Source organism: Streptomyces nojiriensis (assembly GCF_017639205.1).
In the GTDB taxonomy this organism is placed as follows: Bacteria; Actinomycetota; Actinomycetes; order Streptomycetales; family Streptomycetaceae; genus Streptomyces; species Streptomyces nojiriensis.
Genome location: NZ_CP071139.1, coordinates 3,882,874 through 3,908,783, shown reverse-complemented (window position 1 = coordinate 3,908,783; position 25,910 = coordinate 3,882,874). Strand labels below are relative to the sequence as shown.

At 72.2% G+C, this 25,910-nt stretch carries 22 protein-coding genes; 18 read left to right on the top strand and 4 right to left on the bottom strand.

Annotation, left to right across the window (positions count from 1 at the left end; all coding sequences use genetic code 11):
* The first annotated feature begins 93 nt into the window (after positions 1-93).
* The 8 genes from hutU to JYK04_RS18085 all read left to right on the top strand — a co-directional run bounded on the left by hutU (position 94) and on the right by JYK04_RS18085 (position 9,893).
* Positions 94-1,758 (top strand): urocanate hydratase, encoded by a 1,665-nt coding sequence (gene hutU, locus JYK04_RS18120; RefSeq protein ID WP_189735556.1) that lies wholly within the window; start codon positions 94-96, stop codon positions 1,756-1,758.
* A gap of 11 nt (positions 1,759-1,769) precedes the next feature.
* Positions 1,770-2,960 (top strand): allantoate amidohydrolase, encoded by a 1,191-nt coding sequence (locus tag JYK04_RS18115; RefSeq protein WP_189735726.1) that lies wholly within the window; start codon positions 1,770-1,772, stop codon positions 2,958-2,960.
* Entirely contained in the window at positions 2,951-4,291 is a 1,341-nt protein-coding gene (locus JYK04_RS18110; RefSeq protein WP_189735558.1) for a formimidoylglutamate deiminase, read from the top strand. Before JYK04_RS18115 ends, JYK04_RS18110 begins: the two co-directional genes overlap by 10 nt.
* 195 nt (positions 4,292-4,486) lie before the next feature.
* Positions 4,487-5,665, top strand: coding sequence for an imidazolonepropionase (hutI, locus tag JYK04_RS18105; RefSeq protein ID WP_189735560.1), 1,179 nt, complete (start codon positions 4,487-4,489; stop codon positions 5,663-5,665).
* Positions 5,666-5,778: 113 nt separating this feature from the next.
* Positions 5,779-6,465 carry an LPXTG cell wall anchor domain-containing protein gene (locus tag JYK04_RS18100; protein WP_189735563.1) on the top strand — a complete coding sequence of 229 codons (687 nt, stop codon included), beginning with the start codon at positions 5,779-5,781 and terminating at the stop codon, positions 6,463-6,465.
* Positions 6,466-6,481: 16 nt separating this feature from the next.
* Positions 6,482-7,486, top strand: a complete 1,005-nt coding sequence (locus tag JYK04_RS18095) for a COG1470 family protein (protein WP_189735565.1) — start codon at positions 6,482-6,484, stop codon at positions 7,484-7,486.
* Positions 7,483-8,571 (top strand): hypothetical protein, encoded by a 1,089-nt coding sequence (locus JYK04_RS18090; protein WP_189735567.1) that lies wholly within the window; start codon positions 7,483-7,485, stop codon positions 8,569-8,571. Before JYK04_RS18095 ends, JYK04_RS18090 begins: the two co-directional genes overlap by 4 nt.
* The gene (locus JYK04_RS18085) at positions 8,568-9,893 is read left to right on the top strand and encodes a hypothetical protein (protein ID WP_229875108.1); all 1,326 of its coding nucleotides are present in this window, start codon (positions 8,568-8,570) and stop codon (positions 9,891-9,893) included. Before JYK04_RS18090 ends, JYK04_RS18085 begins: the two co-directional genes overlap by 4 nt.
* A gap of 64 nt (positions 9,894-9,957) precedes the next feature.
* On the opposite strand, the gene JYK04_RS18080 is transcribed toward JYK04_RS18085, so the two are convergent.
* The gene (locus tag JYK04_RS18080) at positions 9,958-11,475 is read right to left on the bottom strand and encodes a peptide MFS transporter (protein WP_189735571.1); all 1,518 of its coding nucleotides are present in this window, start codon (positions 11,473-11,475) and stop codon (positions 9,958-9,960) included.
* Positions 11,476-11,974: 499 nt separating this feature from the next.
* Here JYK04_RS18080 and JYK04_RS18075 point away from each other — a divergent pair, with 499 nt between their 5' ends.
* Positions 11,975-12,652 carry a response regulator transcription factor gene (locus tag JYK04_RS18075; RefSeq protein WP_030724697.1) on the top strand — a complete coding sequence of 226 codons (678 nt, stop codon included), beginning with the start codon at positions 11,975-11,977 and terminating at the stop codon, positions 12,650-12,652.
* A 38-nt stretch (positions 12,653-12,690) separates the two neighbouring features.
* Entirely contained in the window at positions 12,691-13,956 is a 1,266-nt protein-coding gene (locus JYK04_RS18070; RefSeq protein ID WP_189735573.1) for an ATP-binding protein, read from the top strand.
* A gap of 10 nt (positions 13,957-13,966) precedes the next feature.
* Here the strand turns inward: JYK04_RS18070 and JYK04_RS18065 are convergent, their stop codons facing one another.
* Entirely contained in the window at positions 13,967-14,503 is a 537-nt protein-coding gene (locus JYK04_RS18065) for a GtrA family protein (RefSeq protein WP_189735575.1), read from the bottom strand.
* Positions 14,504-14,700: 197 nt separating this feature from the next.
* Here JYK04_RS18065 and JYK04_RS18060 point away from each other — a divergent pair, with 197 nt between their 5' ends.
* From JYK04_RS18060 to JYK04_RS18045, 4 genes are all read left to right on the top strand, one after another.
* Positions 14,701-15,840 (top strand): 5-(carboxyamino)imidazole ribonucleotide synthase, encoded by a 1,140-nt coding sequence (locus JYK04_RS18060; RefSeq protein WP_189735577.1) that lies wholly within the window; start codon positions 14,701-14,703, stop codon positions 15,838-15,840.
* A complete protein-coding gene (purE, locus tag JYK04_RS18055; RefSeq protein WP_189735579.1) occupies positions 15,837-16,370 on the top strand; it encodes a 5-(carboxyamino)imidazole ribonucleotide mutase in 534 nt (177 codons plus the stop codon). Before JYK04_RS18060 ends, purE begins: the two co-directional genes overlap by 4 nt.
* Positions 16,367-17,548, top strand: coding sequence for a dipeptidase (locus tag JYK04_RS18050; protein ID WP_189735581.1), 1,182 nt, complete (start codon positions 16,367-16,369; stop codon positions 17,546-17,548). Before purE ends, JYK04_RS18050 begins: the two co-directional genes overlap by 4 nt.
* Before the next feature lie 143 nt (positions 17,549-17,691).
* A complete protein-coding gene (locus JYK04_RS18045; protein ID WP_189735582.1) occupies positions 17,692-18,759 on the top strand; it encodes a membrane dipeptidase in 1,068 nt (355 codons plus the stop codon).
* 121 nt (positions 18,760-18,880) lie between these two features.
* Here the strand turns inward: JYK04_RS18045 and JYK04_RS18040 are convergent, their stop codons facing one another.
* Positions 18,881-20,224, bottom strand: a complete 1,344-nt coding sequence (locus JYK04_RS18040) for a UDP-glucose dehydrogenase family protein (RefSeq protein WP_189735584.1) — start codon at positions 20,222-20,224, stop codon at positions 18,881-18,883.
* Positions 20,225-20,418: 194 nt separating this feature from the next.
* Between JYK04_RS18040 and JYK04_RS18035 the strand changes: the two genes are divergently transcribed.
* The 3 genes from JYK04_RS18035 to manB all read left to right on the top strand — a co-directional run bounded on the left by JYK04_RS18035 (position 20,419) and on the right by manB (position 23,745).
* Entirely contained in the window at positions 20,419-21,591 is a 1,173-nt protein-coding gene (locus JYK04_RS18035) for an acyl-CoA dehydrogenase (protein WP_189735586.1), read from the top strand.
* A gap of 334 nt (positions 21,592-21,925) precedes the next feature.
* Positions 21,926-22,549, top strand: coding sequence for a hypothetical protein (locus JYK04_RS18030; protein ID WP_189735588.1), 624 nt, complete (start codon positions 21,926-21,928; stop codon positions 22,547-22,549).
* Positions 22,550-22,662: 113 nt separating this feature from the next.
* A complete protein-coding gene (gene manB, locus JYK04_RS18025; protein WP_189735589.1) occupies positions 22,663-23,745 on the top strand; it encodes a mannose-1-phosphate guanylyltransferase in 1,083 nt (360 codons plus the stop codon).
* A 66-nt stretch (positions 23,746-23,811) separates the two neighbouring features.
* Here manB and JYK04_RS18020 read toward each other — a convergent pair whose 3' ends face one another.
* Entirely contained in the window at positions 23,812-25,131 is a 1,320-nt protein-coding gene (locus JYK04_RS18020) for an LCP family protein (protein ID WP_189735591.1), read from the bottom strand.
* A 169-nt stretch (positions 25,132-25,300) separates the two neighbouring features.
* Between JYK04_RS18020 and JYK04_RS18015 the strand changes: the two genes are divergently transcribed.
* Positions 25,301-25,837, top strand: a complete 537-nt coding sequence (locus JYK04_RS18015) for an acyl-CoA thioesterase (protein ID WP_030014427.1) — start codon at positions 25,301-25,303, stop codon at positions 25,835-25,837.
* The last annotated feature ends 73 nt before the right edge of the window (positions 25,838-25,910 follow it).

The window sequence follows — 25,910 nt, the reverse complement described above, 5'->3', positions numbered from 1 at the left end:
CATCATTCGACAGGGCCGCCCGCAGCTGTTGACTGAATCTATTCAGAGCGAGAGGATGTGAATAGATTGACCAACATCGGAGGAGGCACCGCCATGTCAGGACCCCGCCCCGTACGTGCCGCGCGAGGCACCGAGCTCAGCACCCTGGGATGGCAGCAGGAAGCCGCGCTGCGGATGCTGCAGAACAACCTCGACCCCGAGGTCGCCGAACACCCCGACAAGCTCGTCGTCTACGGCGGCACCGGCAAGGCCGCCCGCGACTGGCGCTCGTACGACGCCATGGTCCGCACCCTGCAGACCCTCAAGCAGGACGAGACGATGCTGGTCCAGTCCGGCCGCCCGGTCGGCGTGATGCAGACCCACGAGTGGGCGCCGCGCGTCCTGCTCGCCAACTCCAACCTCGTCGGCGACTGGGCCAACTGGGAGGAGTTCCGCCGCCTGGAGAACCTGGGCCTGACCATGTACGGCCAGATGACCGCCGGGTCCTGGATCTACATCGGCACCCAGGGCATCCTCCAGGGCACCTACGAGACCTTCGCCGCCGTCGCCGCCAAGAAGTTCGGCGGCACCCTCGCCGGCACCATCACCCTCACCGCCGGCCTCGGCGGCATGGGCGGCGCCCAGCCGCTGGCCGTGACGATGAACGACGGCGTCGCGATCTGCATCGACGTCGACCCGCGCGCCATCGACCGCCGCATCGAGCACCGCTACCTGGACGTCAAGGCCGACAACCTGCGCCACGCCCTCCAGCTGGCCGTCGAGGCCCGCGACGCCCGCAAGCCGCTCTCCATCGGCCTCCTCGGCAACGCCGCCGAGCTGCTCCCGCAGATGCTGGCCGAGGGCGCCCCGATCGACATCGTGACCGACCAGACCTCGGCCCACGACCCGCTCGCGTACCTGCCCGTCGGCGTCGACTTCGACGACATGGCCTCCTACGCCGCCAAGGACCCGGCCGGCTTCACCACCCGCGCCCGCGAGTCCATGGCCAAGCACGTCGAGGCCATGGTCGGCTTCATGGACGCCGGCGCCGAGGTCTTCGACTACGGCAACTCCATCCGCGGCGAGGCCCAGCTGGCCGGCTACGACCGCGCCTTCGCCTTCCCCGGCTTCGTCCCCGCCTACATCCGCCCGCTGTTCTGCGAGGGCAAGGGCCCCTTCCGCTGGGCCGCCCTGTCCGGCGAGGCCTCGGACATCCACAAGACCGACAAGGCGATGCTGGAGCTCTTCCCGGAGAACGAGTCCCTGCACCGCTGGATCAAGATGGCCGGCGAGCGCGTCCACTTCCAGGGCCTGCCCGCGCGCATCTGCTGGCTCGGCTACGGCGAGCGCGACAAGGCCGGCGAGCGCTTCAACGAGATGGTCGCCGACGGCACCCTCGCCGCGCCGCTCGTCATCGGCCGCGACCACCTCGACTGCGGCTCGGTGGCCTCCCCGTACCGCGAGACCGAGGCCATGCTGGACGGCTCCGACGCGATCGCCGACTGGCCGCTGCTCAACGCCATGGTCAACGTGGCCTCCGGCGCCTCCTGGGTCTCCATCCACCACGGCGGCGGCGTCGGCATGGGCCGCTCCATCCACGCGGGCCAGGTCACGGTCGCCGACGGCACCGCGCTGGCCGGCGAGAAGATCCGCCGCGTCCTCACCAACGACCCGGGCATGGGCGTCATCCGCCACGTCGACGCCGGCTACGACATCGCCGAGTCGGTCGCCGACGAGCGCGGCGTCCGCGTCCCCATGCGCGAGGGCGACGACGCGTGACCTTCCACGACATGTGGGCCGAGCTCGCGCCCATCGGCCGCGACGCCGGCACCGGCGGGTACCGCCGGTACGCCTGGAGCGGGGCCGACGCCGACTGCCGGACCTGGTTCCAGGAGCAGGCCGAGGCGCGCGGGCTGACGTACGAGACCGACCGCAACGGCAACCAGTGGGCCTGGCTCGGCGACCCCCTCGCGGGGGACGCCGTGGTCACCGGCTCGCACCTGGACTCCGTCCCCGACGGCGGGGCCTTCGACGGCCCCCTCGGCGTGGTGTCCTCCTTCGCGGCCCTGGACGAGCTCCGCAGCCGGGGCGCGGAGTTCTCCAGGCCGCTGGCCATCACCAACTTCGGTGACGAGGAAGGCGCCCGCTTCGGGCTCGCCTGCGTCGGCTCCCGGCTCGCCGCCGGGCAGCTGACCAAGGAGAAGGCGTACGAGCTGCGCGACGCCGAGGGCATCTCCCTGCCCCAGGCCATGGAGGCCGCCGGATACGACCCCGAGGCCATCGGGGCCGACCCCGAACGCCTCGGCCGCATCGGCGCCTTCGTCGAGCTGCACGTGGAACAGGGCCGCGCCCTGGACCTGTCCGGGGACCGGGTCGGCATCGCCTCCGCGATCTGGCCGCACGGCCGCTGGCGGTTCGACTTCCGCGGCGAGGCCAACCACGCCGGCACCACCCGGCTGGTCGACCGCCGCGACCCGATGCTCACCTACGCGGCGACCGTGCTGGCCGCCCGTACGGAGGCGGCCCTCGCCGGGGCCGTCGCCACCTTCGGGAAGATCTCGGTCGAACCCAACGGGGTCAACGCCATCCCCTCGCTCGTGCGCGGCTGGCTCGACTCCCGGGCCGCCGACCAGGCCACCCTCGACACGGTCGTCACGGCCATCGAGAAGGCCGCCCGCGAGCGCGCCGACCAGGACGGCATCGACCTCGGCATCGTCCGGGAGTCCTTCACCCCGGTCGTCGAGTTCGAGCACGCCCTGCGCGACGAGATGAACCGGATCCTGGGCGGTTCGGTCCCCGTTCTCGGGACCGGAGCGGGACACGACGCCGGGATCCTCTCGGCGGCCGTCCCGACCGCCATGCTGTTCGTGCGGAACCCGACCGGCGTCTCCCACTCCCCGCGGGAGTTCGCCGCCGAGGACGACTGCGTGGCCGGCGTCCTCGCCCTCGCCGACGTACTGGAAGGCCTGGCATGTCGTTGACGACGTACTGGCTGGAGCACGCCTGGCTCGGCACTCATGTCGAGCCGGGCGTGGCCCTGGAGGTGAACGCCGAGGGGCGGATCGCCGCCCTGCGCACCGGCGTGGCCGCCCCGCCGCCCGGCGCCGAGGTGCTGCGCGGCCTGACCCTCCCCGGGCTGGCCAACGCGCACAGCCACGCCTTCCACCGGGCCCTGCGCGGCACGGTCCAGGTCGGCTCCGGCACCTTCTGGACCTGGCGCGACCTCATGTACAAGGTCGCCCAGAACCTCACCCCCGACAGCTACTTCGCGCTCGCCCGCGCCGTCTACGCCGAGATGGCGCTGGCCGGCATCACCAACGTCGGCGAGTTCCACTACGTCCACCACGCGCCCGGCGGCACCGCCTACGCCGACCCGAACGCGATGGGCGAGGCCCTGATCGAGGCCGCCGCCGCGGCCGGCATCCGGATCACGCTCCTGGACACCGCCTACCTGTCCTCGGGTTTCGGCGAGGCACCCAACACCCACCAGCTGCGCTTCTCCGACGGCACCGCCGAGGCCTGGGCCGAGCGCGCGAGCGCCCTCAAGCCCCGCGAGCACGCCCTGATCGGCGCGGCGATCCACTCGGTCCGCGCGGTACCCGCCGCCGAACTGGCCACCGTCGCGGGCTGGGCCGAGGAGCGCCGGGCGCCCCTGCACGTCCACCTCTCGGAGCAGACCGCGGAGAACGACGCCTGCCAGGCCGCCCACGGACGCACGCCGACCCAGCTGCTGGCCGACCACGGCGTGCTCGGCCCGCGCACGACCGGCGTCCACAACACGCACCTCACCGACACGGACATCGCCCTCCTGGGCGGGACCACCACGGGTACGTGCATGTGCCCCACCACCGAACGCGACCTCGCGGACGGCATCGGCCCGGCGACCCGGCTCCAGCACGCGGGCAGCCCGCTGTCCCTGGGCAGCGACAGCCACGCCGTGATCGACCTGCTCGAAGAGGCCCGCGCGATGGAGCTCAACGAGCGCCTGCGCAGCCGCACCCGGGGCCACTGGACGGCGAACGCCCTGCTCGCGGCCGCCACCGAGGACGGCCACGCCGCCCTCGGACTGCCGGACGCGGGCCGCCTGGAGGCGGGCGCGCTCGCGGACTTCACCACGATCGCGCTGGACTCCGTACGCACGGCGGGCCCGCCGGCGCGCCTCGGCGCCGAGACGGCGGTGTTCGCCGCCACCGCCGCCGACGTCCGCCACACGGTGGTCGGCGGCCGCCACATCGTCCGCGACGGCCACCACACCCTGGTCGGGGACGTCCCGACGGCCCTGTCCGAGTCCATCGCAGCCCTGCGCGCCTGACCGCGGCGCCTGCGGCGGGCCTTTCCCCCACCCCGCCCCTTCCCGAAACCGGGCTCTGCCCGGACCCGGTCCTCAATCGCCGGACGGGCTGGATCTTTCAGCCCGTCCGGCGATTGAGGACCGGGGTCTGGGGCGGAGCCCCAGGAAACGGCGAAAGGGCGGGGTGGGGGAACGAACCCTCTGAGAGGAACCCCCATGACCACCACTGCCATCACCAACATCGGCAGCCTCGTCACCAATGACCCCGCCCTCGGCGATGGCAGCCCCCTCGGTCTGATCGAGAACGCGGCCGTCGTCATCGACGGCGAGACCATCGCCTGGGTCGGCCCCGCCGCCAACGCGCCGGCCGCGGACGAGAGCTTCGACGCGCAGGGCCGGGCCGTCATCCCCGGCTTCGTCGACTCGCACTCCCACCTCGTCTTCGCCGGCGACCGCACCCAGGAGTTCAACGCCCGGATGTCGGGCCGCGCCTACTCCGCCGGCGGCATCCGCACCACCGTCGCCGCCACCCGCGCCGCCTCCGACGCGGAGCTGGAGGCGGGCCTGGTGCGCCACCTCGACGAGGCCCGCCGCCAGGGCACCACCACCTTCGAGACCAAGTCGGGCTACGGCCTCACCGTCGCCGACGAGGCCCGCGCGCTGCGCATCGCCGCCGCGCACACCGAGGAGGTCACCTACCTCGGCGCGCACATCGTCTCCCCCGACTACGCCGAGGACCCGGCGGCCTACGTCGACCTCGTCACCGGTGAGATGCTGGCGGCCTGCGCCCCGTACGCCCGCTGGGTGGACGTCTTCTGTGAGAAGGGCGCCTTCGACGGCGACCAGGCCCGCGCGATCCTCACCGCCGGTGCCGCCGCCGGGCTGATCCCCCGCGTGCACGCCAACCAGCTCTCCTACGGGCCCGGCGTCCAGCTCGCCGTCGAGCTCGAAGCGGCCTCCGCCGACCACTGCACCCACCTCACCGACGCCGACGTGGACGCCCTCGCGCAGGCGGCCGGCACCACCGTCGCCACCCTGCTGCCCGGCGCCGAGTTCTCCACGCGCGCCCAGTGGCCCGACGCCCGGCGCCTGATCGACGCGGGCGCCACCGTCGCCCTGTCCACGGACTGCAACCCCGGCTCCTCCTACACGAGCTCGATGCCGTTCTGCATCGCGCTCGCCGTCCGCGACATGCGGATGACCCCCGACGAGGCCCTCTGGTCGGCCACCGCCGGCGGCGCCCGCGCCCTGCGCCGCGAGGACATCGGCCGCGTGACGCCGGGGGCCCGCGCCGACCTGGCCCTGCTGGACGCCCCGAGCCATGTCCACCTCGCCTACCGGCCCGGCGTACCGCTCGTTTCCGGCGTCTGGCAGCGGGGCCGCCGCGTGCACTGACGAACGGTCAATCCCGGGTTGTCCTTTGTCTTCCCTCCGTAAGCCCCCGGGCTTACCTTGAGCCACCGATCTGATGTGTCGTCAGTTTTCTGTGGCCCGAGGGGAAGACGAAGGTGTCCGACCGCAAACGCTCCACCGCGCTCGCGCTGGCCTCCGCGCTGGCCGGATCGGCGGTGCTGTTCACCGCCCCCGCGGCCCATGCCGCCGTCGTCGACGTCGCCTACGACTGCAAGACCCCGATCGGGGACAAGTCGGCGGTGTCGCCCATCGACATCAAGGCCGTCAAGCAGGGCGACGGGTACAAGCTGACGATGACCTTCCAGAAGGGGGTCTCGTCCAGCCCGATCGAACTGGGCAAGGGGGCGATGAGCCCCAGCGCCGTCATCCTCGTCGACGGCGCGGAGAAGGCGTCCGTACCGGTCTCGGGTCCGTCCAACCCCGAGGCCGTGCCCCCGGACACACCCATCAAGATCACCGACCTCTCGGGCACCTACACGCCCAAGAAGAGCGGCAAGGTCACCTTCACCGCCGGGGTGCTCACCATCATGGCGATGGGCACGACGACGACCTGCACCCCCGGCAACAGCCCCAAGCCCTCGCTGGAACTGGACGTCACGGCACCCGGAGGTGGGACCGGTGGGACCGCGCAGTCCGGCGCCGACACCACCGGCGACACCCTCCCGCAGACCGGGCCCGCCGACTCCGCCCTGGCCCTCGGCACCCTCGGCGGCACCGTGCTGCTCTCCGGCGCCGTCGGCGTGCTCTGGCTGACCCGGCGCGGCCGGCGGGCCCGGTCCTGAACGGAGCACCCCGGTCATGCACGTGCTCCACACCCTGAGGCGCGCCGCCGCCGTCCTCCTGCTCGCCGCCGTCACGCTGTACGCGGCTCCCGCGCGCGCCGCGGCCGCCGACGAGCCGGGCTGGACCGCCGAGCCCGCCCCCGGAGCGGCGGCCGCCGTCCGCCCGTACTTCTACCTGGCCGGTGCCGCCGGCACCGTGCTGGAGGACCGCCTCGCCCTGGCCAACACCACCGACCGGGAGCGCACCGTCACACTGCGCGGGGCCGACGCCTACAACACGGCCGACGGAGCCTTCGCGGTCCGTCCGGCGGCGCCCGGCACCGGGGCCACCGGAGCCGGTTCCTGGATCAGCTTCGGGGCCGCCACCACGGTGAAGGTCCCGCCCCGCACCCGCGCCGTGGTCCCCTTCACCCTCACCGTGCCGCCCGCGTCCCCGCCCGGCGACCACCCCGCCGCCGTGATCGCCACCGAGGGCGGCCACGAGGTCGGGGTACGGGTCCACCTGCGGGTCGGCGGCCCGACCCTGGCCGCCCTCACGGTCGAGGACGTCGCCGTACGCGGCCGGGGCCGGGCCGCCGTCATCGCCTACACCCTCGTCAACCGCGGGAACGTGGCCCTCGCCCCGGAGCTGCGGATCCGCGCCGAGGCCCTCCTCGGCGAGGCGTCCGACCCGCCCCGCGGCCGCACCCTGCCGGTGGAACTGCTCCCCGGCCAGCGGGTGGAGCTCACCGAGCCCTGGCCCGGCGCCCCGGCCCTCGACCGGGTCCGCGTCACCCTCACCGTGACCGCCCCCGGCGGCGCCCGCGCGGTGGCCACCGGCTCGCGCTGGCTCGTCCCCGGCGGCCCGGCCGGCCGGACCGGGGCCGGCCTGCTCGGCCTCGGCGCGGCCACCGCCGCCGCGCTGTACCTCGTACGCCGCCGGCGGCCCCTGCCGGGACCGGGCCCGGCGCCGGACGCGCCGCCCGCGGCCGGACCGACGACCCCAGCACCGCACCACGAACTGACGGGAGCCGCCAGGTGAGAAGAGTCGGAGCGCTGCTGGCGGTGTGCGCCCTCGCCCTGTTCCCCACGGGCCCGGCCGCGGCCGCCGAGGGCAAGCCGGCCGTGACGCTCTCGCTCCAGGAGGCCGCCAAGGGCACCAAGATCACCGTCACCGGTACCGGCTGGCCGGCCAAGACCCTGGTGATGCTGCTGGTCTGCGGCCAGAACATGATCGGCGGCACCAACAGCTGCGCCAACGCCGACGGCGCCGCCGTCTCGGTCGCCGACGACGGCCGGTTCACCGCCCAGCTGCCCGTGGTGGCACCGCCCAAGCCGTGCCCCTGCATCGTCAACGTCACCTCCGTCAACGGCGACCAGTCCACCGTCGCGACCCCGCTGAAGATCACCGACCACCCGGTCGCCGAGCTGCCCGCCGAATCCGGCACGGCCCGCCTCGCGATGCTCACCGGGGTCCGGCTGGAGGGCGAGGACGGGGTGCTGACCTGGTTCGGCGCCCCGCCCACCCGGAAGTTCAAGGTCACCGTCGGCAATCTCGGCGCCGTCCCGGTCAAGGACCCGGTCTTCCAGCTCGGCACCGCGCACGGGGTGTTCGCCCCGCTGTGGGAGGAGGCCCGCTGGAAGGGCACCATCCCGCCCGGCGGCAAGGCGGAGATCGCGCTCGACGTGGGCCTCGCCGCCGGCGCCCACGGCGACTACACGATCTCCCTCAAGTACGGGGAGACCGTGGTGGCCACGCAGCCCTGGGGCGTGGACCGCCCGTACGGGGTGCTGCTCTTCTGGGGCCTGCTCCTGCTGGTGATCCCGGCCGCGGTCTTCCGCATCGGCATGGCGGTCGTCGACCGGGTGCGGCCGCGCGCCGCGCCCGCACCCGGCCGCCACCGCGGTACGGGTCCCGCGGCCGCGGCCTCCGCCGTGACGGCCCGGCTGCCGAGGATCCCGGCCCGGCGGCCCCCTGAGCCGGCCCCGGGCCCCGACCGCCCGGAGCAGTCCCCCCAGACCACCACGGCGGTCCTGCCGTGGTTCACCCCGGACAGCGCGCCGGGCACAGCACCACAGGCGTCCGCACCGTCTGAGAACCGTTCGACGACGAAGGGACATTCGTGAAAACCCAACGGAGGGTGAGCGCGGCCGTGATCGCGCTGCTGCTCGGCGGCGCCGGTATCGCCATCGGAGCCACTCCCGCCCAGGCCGCGGAGACCAAGTTCAACGTCAAGTGCGTGCCCCCGGCCGGGGGCGGCAGCCCGGTGGAGGGGGAGACCACCGCCAAGGTCACCGCTCCCGCCTCGGCGAAGGTCGGCGACGAGGTCGACGTGTCCTGGGAGACGGTGAAGCCGGCCTCGAACAACACGGACCTGATGGACATCCCGCAGGACGCGGTCCAGCCCACCGGCTGGATCACCGTGGGCGGCGGTGGCGGTGAGCTGAAGGTCGTCGGGGAGAAGAAGAACCCGCCGATCCCGAAGAAGGCGCCCATGGTGATGTCCGTGATGAAGGGCAAGCTGAAGCTCACCAAGGCCGGGAAGATCACGCTGACCCCCGGCAAGTACGACGTGGCCGTCACCTTCTCCTTCGGCACCTTCGTCACCAAGTGCGCGCCGACCGGCGCCGTGGGCGTCGGGGCCACCATCGACGTGGCGGCCGGCTCCAGCGGCGGTACGACGACCGGTGGCACCACCACCGGTGGCGCCACCACGGGCGGCTCCACGACAACGGGCGGCTCCACGACCACCGGCGGTTCCACGACCACCTCGGGCGGATCGGCCTCGGGCGGCTCCGCCTCCGGCGGCGGGGGAGGCCAGACCGACTTCCCGGGCAAGGCGGTCGAGGTGGCCTTCGACTGCGGGCCGGTCGTCCCGGGCGGCATCAAGACCCCGGTCACGATCAACGCGAAGAAGAACGGCGGCAGCTACGACCTGACGGTCAAGACCGCCAAGGGTGCGATGGCGGCGCCCATGGCCCTGCCCGCGGGAGCGCTCAAGCCCTCGATGGACGTGAAGCTCGGCGGGGCGGACAGCGGCACGGTCAAGGTCTCCGGCCCGGCCAACGCGGAGCCCATCCCGGACAAGGCCCCGGTCAGCCTCAGCGACATGACCGGCACCTACAAGCCCGGCAAGAGCGGCAAGGTGACGCTCAGCCCGGACCAGCTGACGATCGACGTCACGATGGCCCCCGGCGCCACCCCGATCAACGTCCCCTGCAAGGCGACGAGCAGCGGGGTCTCGCTGGAGCTGGACACCGCCGCGCAGCCGGGCGGCTCCGGTTCCGCCACGGCCTCCGGCAGCGGCACCTCGGGCGGCCTCGCCGAGACCGGCGCGGAGGGCGAGGGCGGCATCACGGCCCTGGCCCTGGTCGCCGGCACGGTGATCCTGCTCGGCGGCGCGGTGTTCACCTTCACCCCGTGGCGCCGCCTGCGCGGCACCCGCTGACACGCGAAGCGGCCCGGCACACCTTCCGGTGTGCCGGGCCGCCGCGTGCGTCAGAGGGGGTGCGTCAGTGCACGTCGCCCATGAGCGCCTGGACCTTCTTGCGGTATGCGTAGATCGCGAAGCCGGCCACGACGGCGGCTGCCGCCTGCAGGGCGATCACGCCGAGACCGTTCAGGTCCACACCGCCGATGGAGAGGAGGCTGGTGATGCAGTCACCGGCGGTGACCGCGAGGAACCAGACACCCATCATCTGGGAGGCATACTTCTGCGGGGCCATCTTCGTGGTGACGGAGAGGCCGACCGGGGAGACGCACAGCTCGCCGATGGTCTGGATCATGTAGATCGAGACCAGCCACATCGGGGAGACCTTGACGTCGCCGCCCGCCATGTTCATCGGGACGATGAAGACGAAGAACGAGGCACCGATCAGGACCAGGCCCATCGCGAACTTCACGATGGTGTTCGGCTCCTGGTTCTTGCGCGCCAGCCACACCCACAGCCAGGCGAAGACCGGGGCCAGCGCCATCACGAACAGCGGGTTCAGCGACTGGTACCAGGTGGCCGAGAAGCCGAGGCCGAAGACGGTGTCGGCGGTCTTGTCGTCCGCGAACAGGGACAGCGTGGAGCCACCCTGGTCGTAGATCATCCAGAAGACGGCCGCGGCGATGAAGAACCAGATGTACGCGGTCATCTTCGACTGCTCGGCGCCCGAGAGGTCCTTGTCGCGCTTGATGCGGGTCAGGACGGCGATCGGGATGAACAGACCGGCGAGGGTCAGCGGGACCAGGGCCCAGTTCAGCGTGTACGCGCCGAGGGCGACGACCGCGCCGTAGAAGGCGGCGATGCCCACGACCGCGAGGACGACCTTGGTCAGGACGGCCTTGCGCTCCTCCGCCGAGAGCGGGTTCGGAACGATGCTGCTCTTCGGGCTCAGGTGCTTGGTGCCGAGCAGGAACTGGGCCAGACCCAGGCCCATGCCGGCGGCGGCGAGGGCGAAGCCCAGGTGCCAGTTGTGCTCCTTGCCGACCGTGCCGACGACGAGCGGGGCGACGAAGGCACCGAGGTTGATGCCGATGTAGAAGAGCGTGAAGCCACCGTCACGGCGCGGGTCTTCCGGGCCGTTGTACAGGTGACCGACCATCGTGGAGATGTTGGCCTTCAGCAGACCGGAGCCCGCCGCGACGAGGATCAGGCCGACGAAGAACATCGCCTGGCCGGGTGCGGCCAGGGAGAGGTGACCGGCCATGATCACGAAGCCGGCGATGGCGACCGTCTTGCGGGCGCCCCAGACACGGTCACCGAACCAGCCGCCCGGCATGGCCATCAGGTAGACCATGGAGACGTACACGGAGTAGATGGCCGTGGTGGTGGCCGCGGTCATGGCCAGACCGCCACCCTGGCTGCCCGTGGCGGCGTCGGCGCCGCCCGAGACCAGGTAGTACACCAGGAGTGCACGCATGCCGTAGTAGGAGAAACGCTCCCACATCTCGGTCATGAACAGAGTGGCCAGGCCACGGGGGTGTCCGAAGAAGGTCTTCTCGGTGGACTGGTCCGCCGAGTCCCTCGTCAGGCTGGAAGCCATGGTCGATCCTTGCTTGCTCGGGACGCATCGGCTTCGTGAGCTCATCCGCGCCCGGTGGGGGGTGGCCGGCACCGGCGGACGGACCTCCCACCCCACGCCTCGGGGGGCCGCCCCACGGGGATGGGGGCGGAAGGACATCCGTAACCGGGATCCACGCCCTCCCGCGCAGTCATCACGCGAGGGGCCCGGCCAACAGGTCATTCACTGTCGTCAAGACGGGCCGGGCCGGCCCTTGAGAGGACCGTCCGTCCGGTTCAGGACAGAAATAGAGACCTTCGCGCTGCTTTTCGGCACAAAGGTCCTTGAGGTATTGCATCAGGCGTCTCGCCACCATACGACACGACACTGCGGCATATGAAAGGACTTGAGAGATGGATCACAAGGCGCGCCGGGAACCGTTCGACCATATTCGAAGGCGCTTAGTAGTTCATAAGCCCAGATAGAGAGGGGTCTTCCCGCAGGCCTCTGGTTTCAGCCGCCGCGGACTACCATCACCCACATGACGCGTGTACTGCTCGCCGAGGACGACGCATCCATCTCGGAACCCCTGGCCCGTGCCCTGCGCCGGGAGGGGTACGAGGTCGAGGTCCGGGAGGACGGCCCCACCGCCCTGGACGCGGGACTGCAGGGCGGCGTCGACCTCGTCGTCCTCGACCTGGGACTGCCGGGCATGGACGGCCTGGAGGTCGCCCGCCGGCTGCGCGCCGAGGGGCACGGCTTCCCGATCCTGGTCCTCACCGCCCGGGCCGACGAGGTCGACACGGTCGTCGGCCTGGACGCCGGCGCCGACGACTACGTGACCAAACCCTTCCGGCTGGCCGAACTGCTCGCCCGGGTCCGGGCCCTGCTCCGGCGCGGCGCCACCGAGGCCCTCCAGCCCCCCGCCACCCACGGCGTGCGGATCGACGTCGAATCGCACCGGGCCTGGATGGGGGAGGAGGAGCTCCAGCTCACGGCCAAGGAGTTCGACCTGCTGCGGGTCCTGGTCCGCGACGCGGGCCGGGTCGTCACCCGCGACCAGCTCATGCGCGAGGTCTGGGACACCACGTGGTGGTCCTCCACCAAGACCCTCGACATGCACATCTCCTGGCTGCGCAAGAAGCTGGGCGACGACGCCGCCAACCCCCGCTACATCGCCACCGTGCGCGGCGTCGGTTTCCGCTTCGAGAAGAGCTGACCGCCTCCTGCGGCTCCACCTGGGGCATGCTCTAGGGCATGCGCCGCCGCCTCATCAACTCCACGCTCGCCGTGGTGCTCGTCGTGATCGCCGTCTTCGGGGTCTCCCTCGTCATCGTGGAGACCCGGACCATCACCAGCAGCGCCCAGGACCGCATCGAGTCCGAGGCGCTGCGGCTCGTGGGCATCGTCGAGGCGAACGTCCTGGAGAAGAAGCCGATCGACCCCGTGGCCCTCGGCGAACAGCTGGACGTCGGCCACCACGCGCGGATCACCGTCCCCGGCCAGCCGGCCGTGGACGTGGGCGCCCCGATCCCCGACAGCGTGATCCGCGGCACCGCCCGCGGGGAGCAGGGCGAGGTCGTGGTCGTCGAGGAGTCCCGCTCCACCGTGACCCGCGAGGTCGGGCGGACCCTGGCCGTGGTCGGCGCGGTGGCCCTGCTGGCCGTCGTGGCGGCCGTCCTGCTCGCCGTACGGCAGGCCAACCGGCTGGCCTCCCCGCTCACCGACCTGGCCGAGACGGCGGAGCGGCTCGGATCGGGCGACCCGCGGCCCCGGCACAAACGCTACGGGGTCCCCGAGCTGGACCGGGTCGCGGACGTGCTGGACTCCAGCGCCGAGCGGATCGGCCGGATGCTGACGGCCGAGCGGCGCCTGGCCGCGGACGCCTCCCACCAGCTGCGCACCCCGCTCACCGCGCTCTCCATGCGGCTGGAGGAGATCACGGTCACCGACGACCTGGCGACCGTCCGGGAGGAGGCGACGATCGCCCTGACCCAGGTGGAGCGGCTCACGGACGTGGTGCAGCGGCTGCTCACGAACTCGCGGGACCCGCGGACGGGCTCGGCGGTCCCCTTCGACCTGGACGAGGTCGTCAAGCAGCAGGTCGAGGAGTGGCGGCCGGCCTACCGCAGCGCGGGCCGGGCCATCGTGCGCTCCGGACGGCAGGGCGTGCGGGCCGTCGGCACCCCGGGCGCGGTCTCGCAGGTGCTGGCCACCCTGGTGGAGAACGCCCTGATGCACGGCGGCGGCACGGTCGCGCTGCGCACCCGGGTGATCGGCAACCAGGCGGTGCTGGAGGTCACGGACGAGGGACCGGGCGTCCCGCCGGACCTCGGCAACCGGATCTTCGAGCGGGCCATCAGCGGCCGCAACTCCACCGGGATCGGCCTCGCGGTGGCCCGGGACCTCGCGGAGGCGGACGGCGGACGCCTGGAGCTGCTCCAGACGCAGCCGCCGGTGTTCGCCCTGTTCCTCAGCCGGACGGCCCCGGAACGGGCCGAACCGCCGGCCACGGTCCGCTAGGACGTCCGTACTAGTTGTTCGCGGGCGCCGGCTCGGGGATCGGCTCCGGCCTGCGGTCCGGCTTCGGCAGGGGCGCCGGCTCCGGCATCGGCTCGGCCGGCTCCGCCGGCACGGGCAGGGCCTTGAAGACCCAGGTCCGGTACGACCAGAAGCGGAACACGGTGGCGGTCCCGATGCCGATGAACTTGAACACGTTGCTGGCGAGCGGGCCGTCCCAGCCGAACCCGTAGGTGGCGGCGTAGAGCACACCGCTCTCGATGACCAGGCCGATGCCGCTGAACGCGGCGAACAGGACCAGCTCGCGGGTGCGGCCGCTCTTGGCGCGGTCCCGGTAGGCGAAGTAGCGGAAGCCGATGTAGTTCGTGGCGATGGCCACGACGGTGGCTATCACGCTCGCGCGCACCACCTGCAGATCGGTGGTGTTGCGGATCAGGTTGAAGACACCCAGGTTGACCAGGACACCCAGACCGCCGACCGCCCCGAACTTGGCCACCTCTCGTACGAGGCCGCGTACACGTTCGACGACAGATCCGCCAGGCGTGCTCATCAGTAGGTCAGTCCTGTCGGTCACCGCCCGCTTACGGGGCGTCCGGTGTTCTCCGTCAACCCACCCATGCTAAGTCTCCCCCCTGTGTTGCGTCTGTGCCTTCCGGCACCCTGCGACACACGGCACACGGGCGGATCGGGCCGGGGCCGTATCCATGCGGGTCCTGATGGCCGAATACCGGCGGATACCCTGGAGGAGTGACGTTCCCGGTAGTCGGTATGGTCGGCGGCGGCCAGCTCGCCCGCATGACCCACGAGGCGGGCATCCCCCTCGGCATCAGATTCAAGCTCCTCAGTGACACTCCGCAGGACTCGGCGGCCCAGGTCGTGAGCGATGTCGTCATCGGCGACTATCGCGACCTGGAGACGTTGCGTGCCTTCGCGCGCGGCTGTGACGTGATCACCTTCGACCACGAGCATGTACCCACGGAGCACCTCCGGGCCCTGGAAGCGGACGGCATCCCCGTCCGCCCGGGGCCCGACGCTTTGGTGCATGCCCAGGACAAGGGGGTGATGCGCGCCAAGCTCGACGAGATCGGCGCGCCCAGCCCCCGCCACCGGATCGTGAGCGATCCGGACGACGTGGCCGCCTTCGCCGAAGAGGTGGGCGGGTTCCCCGTCATCCTCAAGACCGTGCGGGGCGGGTACGACGGCAAGGGCGTGTGGTTCGTCCGCACCCCCGAGGACGCGGCGGCCCCCTTCAAGGCGGGCGTCCCGGTCCTCGCGGAGGAGAAGGTCGATTTCGTCCGCGAGCTCGCGGCGAACATCGTCCGCTCCCCGCACGGCCAGGCAGTGGCCTACCCCGTCGTCGAGTCCCGCCAGGTGGACGGGGTCTGCGACACGGTGATCGCCCCGGCCCCGGACCTCTCGGAGGCCCTGGCGGGAGAGGCCCAGGCCCTGGCCCTGCGCATCGCCAAGGAACTCGGCGTGACCGGCCACCTGGCCGTGGAGCTGTTCGAGACCACCGACGGCCGGATCCTGGTCAACGAACTGGCGATGCGCCCGCACAACAGCGGTCACTGGACCCAGGACGGGGCCGTGACCTCCCAGTTCGCCAACCACGTGCGCGCGGTCCTGGACCTGCCGCTGGGCGACCCGCGTCCCCGCGCCACGTGGACGGTCATGGCGAACGTGCTGGGCGGGGACTACCCCGACATGTACGCGGCCTATCTGCACTGTATGGCCCACGACCCCCAGCTCAAGATCCACATGTACGGCAAGGACGTGAAACACGGTCGCAAGGTCGGCCACGTCAACACCTACGGCGACGATCTGGACGATGTGCTGGAGCGCGCACGCCACGCTGCCGACTACCTCAGAGGAACGGTCACCGCATGAGCACCACCGCAGCCCCCGTCATCGGCATCGTCATGGGATCCGACTCGGACTGGCCCGTCATGGAGGCGGCCGCCCAGGCCCTCGACGAGTTCGAGATCCCCTACGAGGTCGACGTCGTGTCCGCCCACCGGATGCCGCGCGAGATGGTCGAGTACGGGGAGCGGGCCGCCGACCGCGGGCTGAAGGCGATCATCGCGGGCGCGGGCGGCGCCGCCCACCTGCCCGGCATGCTCGCCTCGGTCACCCCGCTGCCGGTCATCGGTGTGCCGGTGCCGCTGAAGTACCTCGACGGCATGGACTCGCTGCTGTCGATCGTCCAGATGCCGGCCGGGGTTCCCGTCGCCACCGTCTCGGTCGCCGGGGCGCGCAACGCGGGCCTGCTGGCCGTACGGATGCTGGCCGCCCACGACACGGAGCTGCTGGCCCGGATGCGCGACTTCCAGCAGGAGCTCAACGACCAGGCCACCGAGAAGGGCAAGCGGCTGCGCACGAAGGTCGCGAACGCGGAGTCCTTCGGGTTCGGGAAGTGAGCGCGGCGCAGCGTCTGGACGAGGCGCGCGAGCTGCTGGCCGAACATCCCGTCGTGGACGGCCACAACGACCTGCCCTGGGCGCTGCGCGAGCAGGTGCGGTACGACCTGGCGCGACGGGACATCGCGGGCGACCAGTCCGCCCACCTGCACACCGACATCCCCCGGCTGCGCGCCGGCGGGGTCGGCGCGCAGTTCTGGTCCGTCTACGTGCGTTCCGACTACGCCGGTGACGAGGCGGTCAGCGCCACCCTGGAGCAGATCGACGTCGTCGCCCAGCTGATCGACCGTTATCCCGGCGACCTGGTGCGGGCGCTGACGGCGGACGACATGGAGGCCGCCCGCGCCGACGGCCGGATCGCCTCGCTGATGGGTGCCGAGGGCGGCCACTCCATCAACAACTCGCTGGCCACCCTGCGCGCCCTGCACCAGCTGGGCGTGCGGTACATGACGCTCACGCACAACGACACGATCGACTGGGCGGACTCGGCGACCGACGAGCCCCGGCACGGCGGTCTGACCGACTTCGGCCGCGAGGTCGTCCGCGAGATGAACCGTGTCGGCATGCTGGTGGACCTCTCGCACGTCGCGGCGACGACGATGCGGGACGCGATCGCGGTCTCGGCCGCACCGGTGGTGTTCTCGCACTCCTCGGCGCGGGCCGTCTGCGACCACCCGCGCAACATCCCCGACGACGTACTGGCGACGCTGCCGGGCAACGGCGGGGTGGCGATGGCCACCTTCGTACCGAAGTTCATCCTCCCGGCGGCCGTCGAGTGGACCCTGGCCGCGGACGAGAACCTGCGGGTGCACGGTCTCCACCACCTGGACACCACCCCCGAGGCGATGGCCCTGCACCGGGCCTTCGAGGAGGCGCGCCCGCGCCCGGTGGCCACGGCCGCGACGGTGGCCGACCACCTGGACCACATGCGCGAGGTGGCCGGCATCGACCACATCGGCATCGGCGGGGACTACGACGGCACGGCCTTCACCCCCTCCGGCCTGGACGACGTGGCGGGCTACCCGAACCTCGTCGCCGAGCTGCTCACGCGCGGCTGGTCCAAGGCCGACCTGGCGAAGCTGACCTGGACCAACGCGGTACGGGTGCTGCGCGACGCGGAGTCCGTGGCCCGCGACCTGTCGGCCTCCCGGGGCCCGTCGAACGCGGTGATCCGGTAGCGGACGCGGTGCCCGGCGGGCGTGGTGACGAGGTGTGACCTGCGGGTTCACTCGAACGCTGCGTCCGCCGGGCGGCTCTGCCGTCCCGCGTGTCACGGTGGCAGCACCTCTTCCCTGCTGCCGCCGAGACCGGAGCGAACGCCATGGCCGACCTGCAGGATGAACCCCACTCCGTGGGCATCGGAGCCGAAGACCTCCCCGCACCCGCGGTAGCGGTGGCGGCGGGCGCCCTCGACCGGGCCGTCGCGCTGCTGGCCGTCCATCCCGTGGCCGACGGGTGCAACACCCTGGTCCGGACCCTGCACCAGAGCCCGTACCACGACATCGAAACCTCGGACACGGGCGTGGACACCGACATCCCGAGACTGCGCGCCGGGGGAGTGGGGGCCCAGTTCTGGTCCCTGCTGGGGCCGTCGGCGCGGGCGGGCGAGGACACCCCCGGCGACCAGGTCCTCTCCGACACGCTGGACCAGATCGACACGGCGCTGACCCTGATGCGCAGCTACCCCGACAGCCTCTGCCTGGCCCTCGGCGCCGGCGACCTGGCGGACGCCCGCAACCGGGGCCGCATCGCCTCGTTCCTGGGACCGGTGCCCGGCCGCACCCTGACCGGCTCCCTGGGCGCGCTGCGCGCCTTCCACGCGCTGGGCGTACGGATCCTCGCGCCCGCGGGAGCGCCCTGGGCGCGGGACGAGCTGACGGCCTTCGGCCACGAGGTGGTCCGCGAGGCGAACCGGCTGGCGATCCTGCTGGACCTCACGGGCTGCACGCAGGCGGTCGCCTGCCGGCTCGCCGGGGCCTCCAAGGCACCGGTGATCGTCTCGAACACGGGGGCGGCCTCGCTGAACCCGCACCCGGGGAACGTGACCGACGAGGTCCTGGCCGCGCTGCGGGAGGCGAACGGCCTGGCGATGGTCACCTTCGACACCGCGCGCACCGGGGACTCCCTGCACGCGGTGGCGGACCACCTGGACCACGTACGGGCCATCGCGGGCCCGCACGGCGTCGGACTCGGCGCCACCTTCGGCACCGGACCGGGCCACCCCCGTCCGACGGGCCTGACCGACCCCTCGGGCTATCCGCGGCTGATCGCGGAACTCCTGGAGCGCGGCTGGCCGGAGTCCGAGGTGGCCCTGCTGACCTGGGGCAACGCCCAGCGTGTCCTGCGCGACGCGGAGTTCACCGCCCGCGCGGCCCACCACCGCCGCTAGGCCGTCTCGGGGGTACCTCCCAGCGGTAGCTGGGGGAGTTCGAGGCGCGGGGTCCGGGGCAGCGCTCCGGCAACGGCACCGCGCCGGCACCCCGGATCCGCACCCCACTCCGGCCCGAGGGCTACGCGCGCGGGCGGCCCATCGCCCGGTAGGTCCAGCCCGCGGCCCGCCACCGCACCGGGTCCAGCGCGTTGCGGCCGTCCAGGACGAGCCGGTCGGTCACCACACCGGCCAGCTCCGCCGGGTCGAGGTCACGGAACTCGCGCCACTCGGTGAGGTGCAGGACGACCTCCGCGCCCCGGGCCGCCGCCAGCGCGGAGTCCGCGTAGCCGAGGGTCGGGAAGACGCGGCGGGCGTTGTCCATGCCCTTGGGGTCGTAGACGGTGACCTGGCCGCCCTGGAGGTGGATCTGCCCGGCCACGTTCAGCGCGGGGGAGTCCCGTACGTCGTCGGAGTCCGGCTTGAAGGTGGCTCCGAGCACGGCGACCCGCTTGCCGAGGAACGAACCGCCCACGGCGTCCCGGGCCAGCTCGACCATGTGCCCGCGGCGCCGCATGTTGATGGAGTCGACCTCGCGCAGGAAGGTCAGCGCCTGGTCGGCGCCCAGCTCGCCGGCGCGCGCCATGAAGGCCCGGATGTCCTTGGGCAGGCAGCCGCCGCCGAAGCCGATCCCGGCGCGCAGGTACTTCGCGCCGATCCGCTCGTCGTAGCCGATGGCCTCGGCCAGCTTGACCACGTCGCCGCCGCCGGCCTCGCACACCTCCGCCATCGCGTTGATGAAGGAGATCTTCGTCGCGAGGAAGGAGTTCGCGGCGGTCTTCACCAGCTCCGCGGTCGGGAAGTCGGTGATCACCAGCGGGGTGCCCTCCGACATCGGCGTCTCGTACACCTCCCGCAGCAGCTTCTCGGCGCGCTCGCCCTGGACGCCGATCACGATCCGGTCGGGGTGCAGGGTGTCCTCCACCGCGAAGCCCTCCCGCAGGAACTCCGGGTTCCAGGCCAGCTCCACGTCCGCGCCCGCCGGGGCCAGCTCCGCGAGCTTCACCGCGAGCCGCTCCGCCGAGCCCACCGGCACCGTGGACTTGCCGACCACCAGGACCGGCCGCGTCAGGTGCGGGGCCAGCGAGGCCATCGCGGAGTCCACGTAGGACATGTCGCAGGCGTACTCGCCGTGCTTCTGCGGGGTGTTCACGCAGACGAAGTGGACGTCGCCGAAGGCGCCGACCTCCTCGTAGGAGGTCGTGAAGCGCAGCCGGCCGGTCGAGCCCGGCAGCCCGGCCACGTGCTTGGCCAGCAGTTCCTCCAGCCCGGGCTCGTACATCGGGACCCGGCCCGAGGCCAGCATCTCGATCTTCTCGGGCACCACGTCCAGCCCCAGCACCTCGAATCCCAGCTCCGCCATCGCGGCGGCGTGGGTCGCACCGAGGTATCCGGTGCCGATCACAGTGATCCTGAGGGGGGCCATGGGTGCTCCAGAGGTGCGGGGCCGTTTGCGGCCACTGAGCATAGTCGGGTCCACCAGCGGGGACGTTCCCCAGGAGACCTCCGCTGTCACCCATCTCACGTGGTCCGTCCATATCGCCATCCGTGACCGGACCACTAGGCTTGGGTTACTTAACGGTAGTTAGCATCACGCATCACCCTGGGGAGTGAGAGATCTTGGCGGGTTCTGCCGACTTCGACCTGTACCGCCCGGCCGAGGAGCACGACATGCTCCGCGAGTCGGTCCGCTCGCTCGCCGAGGCGAAGATCCTGCCGTTCGCCGCCGCGGTCGACGAGGAATCCCGCTTCCCGCAGGAGGCCCTGGACGCACTGGTCTCCAGCGACCTGCACGCCGTCCACGTGCCCGAGACCTACGGCGGCGCGGGCGCCGACGCCCTTGCGACCGTGATCGTGATCGAGGAGGTGGCCCGTGTCTGCGCCTCCTCCTCCCTCATCCCGGCCGTGAACAAGCTCGGCTCGCTCCCGGTGATCCTCTCCGGTTCCGAGGAGCTCAAGGCCAAGTACCTCGGCCCGCTGGCCAAGGGCGACGCGATGTTCTCGTACGCGCTCTCCGAGCCGGACGCGGGCTCCGACGCCGCCGGCATGAAGACCCGCGCCGTGCGCGACGGGGACTTCTGGGTGCTCAACGGCGTCAAGCGCTGGATCACCAACGCGGGCGTCTCCGAGTACTACACGGTCATGGCCGTCACCGACCCGGAGAAGCGCTCCAAGGGCATCAGCGCCTTCGTCGTGGAGAAGGGCGACGAGGGCGTGTCCTTCGGCGCCCCGGAGAAGAAGCTCGGCATCAAGGGCTCCCCGACGCGCGAGGTCTACCTCGACAACGTCCGGATCCCGGCCGACCGCATGATCGGCGCCGAGGGCACCGGCTTCGCCACCGCGATGAAGACCCTGGACCACACCCGCATCACCATCGCGGCCCAGGCGCTCGGCATCGCCCAGGGCGCCCTGGACTACGCCAAGGGCTACGTCCAGGAGCGCAAGCAGTTCGGCAAGCCGATCGGCGACTTCCAGGGCGTGCAGTTCATGCTCGCGGACATGGCCATGAAGATCGAGGCCGCCCGCCAGCTGACCTACTCGGCCGCCGCGAAGTCCGAGCGCGTCGCCGCCGGAGGTGAGAAGGAGGACCTGACCTTCTTCGGTGCCGCGGCCAAGTGCTTCGCCTCCGACGTGGCCATGGAGGTCACCACGGACGCCGTCCAGCTCCTCGGCGGCTACGGCTACACCCGTGACTACCCGGTGGAGCGCATGATGCGCGACGCCAAGATCACGCAGATCTACGAGGGCACCAACCAGGTCCAGCGGATCGTCATGGCCCGCAACCTCCCGTAGGCCGTGTCCGCAAAGTCCCGCCTGCCCCGCGACGCCTGGCACCGCACCTCGCCGCGTTGTCGGGCCGCCCGAGTACGTCCAGTACACGAGCGGCCCTCCGCCTTGCGATGCACGGCACCAGACGCCGCGGGGCCCGCCCTCCGGGCGGCCGGCGCTACTTTGCGGACACGACCCAGGGGCCCGACCCCGGCGGAACACGTGGCTCCCGGCGTGCGGCCGGGGGCCACGTGCGCCGCGGCCGGCGGCGCACCCTAGGCTGTGCGCCGGTCGGCCCCCGGGCGCGGGGCTCAGGGGGGAACGCAACGTGTTGTCAGCGGAACGTCAGATATCGGGGATGCTCCGGCAGATCGCCCGTCAGCAGGACGTCATCGAGATCGGCCCCCAGGGCTCCCGCCCGAAGGCGGCCGCCCTCGTGTACGCGGCGGAGCAGTACGGCTACGTGTACGGCGAGGCGCACGCGACCGGGTACAAGGACTCGCAAATCCTCCTGCGGATGTACCGGGACCCGAGCCCCGAGGCGCGCTCCCGCGAGGCGGCCACCCTCACCGCCCATCCGAGGGCGGGGATCGGCGGGACGGTGCCGGGGCTGGCGCCGGGGTCGCTGAAGCCCGTCCCCGAGGCGGCCGGTGCCGTGGCCGTGCTGAAGGACCTCATCGCCTTCGACCTCTCGGCCCGCTACGTAACCAGCCGGGGCCAGAAGGTGTGGTGCTACCTCGCCTGCGTGCTCGTGACCGGTTTGCTGCTCGCCACCGGTCCGCTGGTCGAGGCGGTGGCCTCCGGCGTGAGCCTCGTGCTGATCCTGGCCGTGGCGCTGAAGGCGGGGCGGATCCACCGGGAGAAGCTGGCCCGGCGCCTGACGGAAGCCGGGCTCATCGCGGTGCGCGACGAGCGGGGCAGGCAGCGGTTCCTGCGCCCCGGGCAGCAGTTGCCCGGCCACGCGAACCCGTTCGCCGCCTGAGGCCCTGGCCTGCGGCGCAGGCGGACGCGCACATCGAGCCGCGCGCCCATGGGGGGCACCCGCATGGGCTAAATTTGGACCTTCGTACGCCGGAATCGGTTGGGGAGAACGCAATGACGGAAGCGATCCTGCTGGTCGGCGGACAAGGGACGCGCTTGCGCCCCGTGACGGTGAACACGCCCAAGCCGATGGTCCCCACGGCCGGTGTCCCGTTCCTCGCCCACCAGATAGCCAGGGCAGCCGCCGCCGGTGTCACCCACATCGTGATGGCCACCTGCTACCTCGCCGAGGTCTTCGAGCCCTACTTCGGCGACGGATCCGACTTCGGCATCAGCCTCGAATACGTGGTCGAGGACGAGCCGCTGGGCACCGGCGGCGCCATCCGCAACGCCGGAGCGCGCCTGACCGGCGGCCCGGACTCCTCCGTCCTCGTCTTCAACGGCGACATCCTCACCGGCCTGGACATCGCCGGGCTGGTCGAGTCGCACGAGGCGGCCGACGCCGACGTCTCCCTGCACCTGGTCCGGGTCGAGGACCCGCGCGCCTTCGGTCTGGTCCCCACCGACTCCGACGGGCGGGTGCTGGCCTTCACCGAGAAGCCGCAGACCCCCGAGGAGATCATCACCGACCAGATCAACGCCGGCTGCTACGTCTTCCGCCGCAGCGTGATCGACTCCATCCCGGCCGGCCGCCCGGTCTCCGTCGAGCGCGAGACCTTCCCCGGCCTGCTCGCCGCCGGGGCCAAGCTGCACGGAGTCACCGAGAACACGTACTGGATGGACCTCGGCAAGCCAGAGTCGATCATCCAGGCCTCCGCCGACCTCGTACGCGGCGTGGTCTCCTCCCCGGCCGTCCCCGGACGCCGCGGCGAGTCCCTGGTCCTGCCCGGCGCCGAAGTGGCGGCCGGGGCCAAGCTGTCCGGGGGCACCGTCGTGGGTGCGGGCGCCCGGATCGGGGCCGGAGCGGTAGTCCAGGGCTCCATCGTCCTCGACGACGCCGTCATCGGCCCCGACGCCCAGGTGAACGCCAGCCTGATCGGCGCCCGCGCCGCGGTCGGCGCGCGGACCGTCCTCGACGGCACGGTCGTCGGCGACGGCGCCGAGGTGGGAGCCGACAACGAACTGCGCGCCGGCGCCCGCGTCTGGTGCGAGGCGCGGTTGCCCGACGCCGCCATCCGCTTCTCCCCGGACGCCTGACGCCCGTTCGCCCGATCCCGTTCCGGGAGGGGGTGCGGCCGGTCCGGCCGCACCCCGTCACCGCCGTCAGTTGCCGCGGACGGTGACCTTCTCGTCGTTCTGGATCTGCTTCACCAGCTGCTGCACCTTCGCCTTGTCCCAGACGAGGTTGCCGCCGCGCTGGCCGGAGATCGGCATGTTCATCGACACCCCGTCACCGCCGTTGACGCCCTTCATCGCGAAGAACATCTGGCCCATGTCGTACAGGCCCATGTCCTTGTCCACGATGAGGGTGTCCAGGCCCGCGCCCAGCATCGGGTAGAGCGAGAACGGGTTGAGGATCGTCGACGGCGTCGCGGCCTGACTGGCCAGCGCCGACAGGAACTTCTGCTGGTTCTTCGTCCGCTGCAGGTCGGACTCGGCGAACGCGTACCGGGTCCGTACGAAGGCCAGGGACTGCTCGCCGTTGAGGGTCTGCTTTCCGGCCTTGAAGTCGGCGCCCGACTTCTCGTCCTTGAAGCCCTCCTCGATGTTCAGCTCCACACCGCCCAGCGCGTCCACGATGTTCGCGAAGCCGGCGAAGCCGATCTCCGCGTAGTGGTCGATGCGCAGGCCCGTGTTGTGCTCCACCGTCCGCACCAGCAGCTCGGGGCCGTCCTCCGCGTACGCGGCGTTGAGCTTGACCCGGCGCCCCTGCGCGGGGAACGTCTTCCCCGACTGCGAGCCCACGAAGGACGGGATCTCCACGTCCGAGTCGCGGGGCAGCGAGATCATGGTGTTCCCGCTGGAGCACTTCGCCAGGATCATCATCGAGTCGGTCCGCTTGCCCTCGGCCGAGCCGGTGTGCAGCTTCTTCTTCTCCTCGGCGGACATCCCCTCGCGGCTGTCGGAGCCCACGATCAGGTACGTCGTGCAGTCGCCCTCCTTCGGACGCTCGATGACCTTGGAGAGGTCCACCTCGCGGCGCACCTTGGAGTCGGCCCAGAAATACGTGGCGACCGAGGTCACCAGCAGCGCGGAGACCAGCACGATCGAGCCGACCTTGATCCGCTTGCGCCAGTCCGGCGCGGGACCGGGCGCCCGCCCGGGACGGCCGGGCCCGGACGGCCCGCCGGGGCCTCCCGGCCCGCCCGGAGCGCCGCCCTGCGGAGCCCCGTAGACCTGGCCGGTGTTGTAGCCGCTGTCGTAACCGCCGTAGGTGTCGTGGCCGCCCGCCTGCTGCGGGGGTACGCCGTACGCGGGCGGCGGGCCCGCCGGTCGCTGCGGGCGCGGGGGCTGCGCGGGCCGAGGCGGCTGCTGCGCCTGCGGCTGCCGCTGGATGTGCCGCATCCGCTGCACACCCTCGGGCTGCGGCTGCGCGCTGCCGCGCCCGTACGCGTCGTCACGACCTTCTGGCCAGTCATTCATGCGCCCAAGAATGCCCGCCCGGGTGCGTGCTCCGACAGCCCGGTCCGCATTCCGTTCCGCTGCTGTTGCAGAGCTGATGCCTCCATGAGCCATCTCGGGGGTGTCGTGCCGGTCGGGCCGGGCTCGCGGTGTCCGGCCCGACCGGCACGACACCCCCTAAGGTGTCCGTATGACACAGATACCGGGCGAGCTGCCCGGGAAGCCCACCGCAGCCTCCCGGACGACTCTCAGCCACATCATGACCGCCAACGACACCAACCTCCTCGGCACGGTGCACGGCGGCGTGATCATGAAGCTGGTGGACGACGCGGCGGGCGCCGTGGCCGGCCGCCACTCCGGCGGCCCGGCGGTCACCGCCTCCATGGACGAGATGGCCTTCCTCGCGCCCGTGCGCGTGGGCGACCTCGTCCACGTGAAGGCCCAGTGCAACTGGACCGGCCGCTCCTCCATGGAGATCGGCGTACGCGTCCTCGCGGAGCGGTGGAACGAGTCCACCCCCGCCACCCAGGTCGGCACCGCCTACCTCGTCTTCGCCGCGGTCGACGCCGACGGCAAGCCCCGCGAGGTCCCGCCCGTCCTCCCGGAGACGGAACAGGACGAGCGGCGCTACCAGGAAGCCCAGATCCGCCGCACCCACCGGCTCGCCCGCCGCCAGGCGATCATGGCGCTGCGCGAGGAGCGGGCGGCCCAGGGCTTCGACGACTGACGCCCCGCCTTCCGGCCTTGGTCCTGTCGTCAAAGTGGCGCCTGGCCCGCGACGCCCGGCACCGCACCTCGCC